1 protein-coding gene is annotated in these 3,614 nt (G+C 63.3%); it reads left to right on the top strand.

The window, feature by feature from the left end; genetic code table 11:
* Positions 1 to 3,614, top strand: a 3,614-nt coding sequence (locus tag A3754_RS22810) for an Hpt domain-containing protein (RefSeq protein WP_197468793.1), incomplete at both ends; no start/stop codon positions are given.

The raw sequence follows: 3,614 nt of genomic DNA, 5'->3' as shown, positions 1-3,614 counted from the left end.
GGAAGCAGACGAACAGGGCGACCCCGACAGCGACAGCCTGGAGCTCACCGAGCTGCCGTCCGCTGAAAACGCAGACGCCACCTCCGCCGACAACAGCCTGTCTGCGGAAGACCTGGCCGCGTTTGACGCCGCCGCCAGTGAAGACACCCTGGACCCATGGGACGAAGGTGACAGCAGCGATGACATCCAGCTGCTGTCCGTAGACAACGACCTCACCGACATCGACGACAGCATCACCCTGGATCTGCCCGAGCAGGAACCGGACTACGAAACCAGCACCAGCAAGAGCGCCGCTGAGAGCCTGTCCGATATTCCCGACATGAGCGACGATGCCCCTGACGATGACAGCCGAGAAGACGGGCCGGACCCCGTCCTGCTGGAAATCTTTTCCAGCGAGGCCCGCCGCAATCTCGCCCTGATCGCTCAATGGCTGGCCAGCAACGACCCGGACCTGTCCGAGCATCAGGTCGATGACAGCGTGCATCGCGCCCTGCATACCCTAAAGGGCAGTGCGCGCATGGCTGAAATCGAAGCCGTGGCCGAAGTGGCCGAGCCGGCCGAAAAACTGGCCCGGGACCTGATCAGCAGCAACCGCCGCGCCAGCCAGCAACAGGTGGACCTGCTGGCTCAGAGCCACGACCTGATTCTCACCAGCCTGGAGCAGATGGACCCGACCCCGCCGGCCCATCTGCCCGGCGCCGACGCCCTGATCCAGTCACTGAATCAACAACGCGATCAGTTGCAGGACACCGGCAGCGCCGGCCCGGACCCGCACATCCTTTCCGTGTTCCTGTCCGAAGGCATGGACCTGATCGTGGATGCAGAGCAACTGCTCAGCCAGTGGGCCCAACACCCCGCGCACACCGATGAACTGGTACGTCTGCGCGACGAACTGGAGCTGCTGTCCAACAGCGCCACCACCGCCGGTCTCAGCGAAATTCATGACCTGGCCGCGGCCCTGGCAGGCTGCTACAGCGCGGTGGAAAACGGCCGGCTGCCGTACAGCGAACGTCTTTTTGCCCTGGCCGGCGAAGGTCAGGACGCGCTGATGAACATGATGGACTGCCTGGCTGCTGGCCAGACCGTACGCCCGGAACTGGGACTGGTGGATGCCCTGCGCGAGCTGGCCGAAAGCGACGGCCCGGACGGCGGCCCCGGCGGCGGACTGCCCATCGACAGCGGCGACACTGAGCAGAGCAATACAGCCGCCGCTACGGAGCAACCTGACGACACGGCAGACAGCAGCCGCTACGAAGCCCACCTGGACCCGGAGCTGGTCGAACTGTTCCTGGAAGAGGCCGAAGAAATTCTCGAGTCTGCCAGCCACATTCTTGACCAGTGGGAAGCCGGCGACAGCAGTAATGTGAGCAGCCTGCAGCGCGATCTGCACACCCTGAAGGGCGGCGCCCGCATGGCCGGTGTTGCCCCGGTAGGCGATCTGGCCCACGAACTGGAAAACCTCTACGAAGGCTATAACGCCGGGCAACTGGAGTCTGATGCTGCCCTGTTCCAGCTGCTGCATCAGTGCCATGACAGCCTGGCAGTGATGATCGAAAACCTGCAGGCCAACACCACTCCGGCCGATGCACCGGCACTGGTGGCCGCCATTCAGGCGTTCATTCGTGGCGAAGCCCCCGGCCCGATCACCACCAGCGTCGACGATGCCAACACGCAGCCCGCCGACACTGGCGGATTTGACGACCGCTCGAGTGCCCCCCTCACCGATGCCACAGACGCCCCCGCGCCCGTTGCGGTTGAGGACGCGCCCGAGCCCACCGATGCGCCCCCTCAACCGGAGCGTGACCCGGAGCTGGTGGACATTTTCCTGGAAGAAGCGGATGAAATTCTCGAATCCGCCGGCAACAGCCTGGAATTGTGGATCAGCCAACAGGACAATCTGATTGAGCTGCAATCCCTGCAACGGGATCTGCACACCCTAAAGGGTGGTGCCCGCATGGCCGAAGTGCCGGAACTGGGTGACCTGGGCCACGAACTGGAAACCCTGTACGAAGGCCTGGCCCAGAGCCAGCTGGCCATTGAGCCCGCCTTGTTTGATCTGCTCCACCGCTGCCACGACCAGCTGGCGGAAATGGTAGAAGCCCTGAAAGCCAACCGGCCATTGCCCAGTGGCGACGTACTGATCACTGCCATCCATGGTTATGTGGCCGATCCGGCAGGCTTCACCCTGCCCGCCATGGCGGCGACGCCTGCCGCTCAACCCGCCATCCAAGAAACCACCGCGTCGGTGAGCGATGACGACACACCGGCACCAGTAACGTCTGCCGCCGATGACGTATGGCAATCGGACAGCGACCCGGAAATTCTGGAAATTTTCCTGGAAGAGTCCGAAGAACTGTCGGACATCATCGATGCCTGCCTGACCTCCTGGAAAGATCATCCGGAAAGCACCGACTTTATCGACGATCTGAAACGGGCGCTGCACACCCTGAAAGGAGGCGCACGGCTGGCCGGCCTCAAACAGCTGGGCGACATCAGCCACGATTTCGAAACCTATTTGCTGGACCTGGAAAGCCGTCGCCAGACGCCCGCCCAGAGCGACTTCCAGCCCATGCTGGATTGGCACGACCAGATCAATCGGGGCATGGAGTCCGTCGCTGCGGCCGCACAAACCCGCGCTCCGGTCGCAGAGACTCCGGATGCCGCAGCACCGGCCAGCACCTTACCGGCAGCCACCGACAAGCAGCCGGCGCCACAGCAGCCGCAGAAAGACGACCGGCGCCAGCGCCAGAACCAGGCGCAACCGCAGGAAATGGTACGGGTTGGCGCAGATGTGCTGGAGGCTCTGGTCAACCTGGCAGGGGAGACCTCCATCAACCGTGGCCGGGTGGAGCAGGGCATCACCGAGTTCGCCTTCAACGTGGAAGAGATGGGCAACACGGTGCAGCGCCTTTACGAACAGCTACGCCGGCTGGATTCGGAAACCGAAGCGCAGATCATGTCCAACTACCAGAAGGGCGTGGATCTGGGCGAATACGACGAGGACTTCGATCCGCTGGAAATGGACCAGTACTCCGAGCTGCACCAGATCACCAAGCAGCTGTCCGAGTCCGCCTCGGACTTGCTGGATTTGAAGAACACCCTGCTGGATCGCAACAAGGACACCGAAACCCTGCTGCTGCAGCAGGCACGCATCAACACCGAGCTGCAGGAAAAACTGATGCGCACCCGCATGGTGCCCTTCAGCCGCCTGGTGCCGCGCCTGCGTCGTATCGTTCGGCAGATTTCCGGCGAAGTGGACAAGCGCGTGGACTTCGATGTGCTCAACCCGGAAGGCGAACTGGACCGCTCCCTGATGGAGCGAGTGGTCGCCCCGCTGGAGCATATGCTGCGTAATGCCGTGGACCACGGCATCGAAACCCGCGAAGGCCGTCAGTCTGCCGGCAAGGACGGCACCGGCCGCATCAACCTGGAACTGGGTCGTGAAGGGGGCGAGGTGGTCATCACCCTGTCCGACGACGGCAAAGGCATCGATACCGATGCGGTGCGCCAAAAAGCCATCGAGCGAGGCCTGATCGCCGCCGACGCGCAACTTTCCGAGCAGGAAATTCAGCAGTTCATCTTCCACGCCGGCTTCTCCACCGCCGCCGCCGTGA

Source organism: Alcanivorax sp. HI0083 (assembly GCF_001635175.1).
This window is presented reverse-complemented; position numbering and strand designations above follow the sequence as displayed.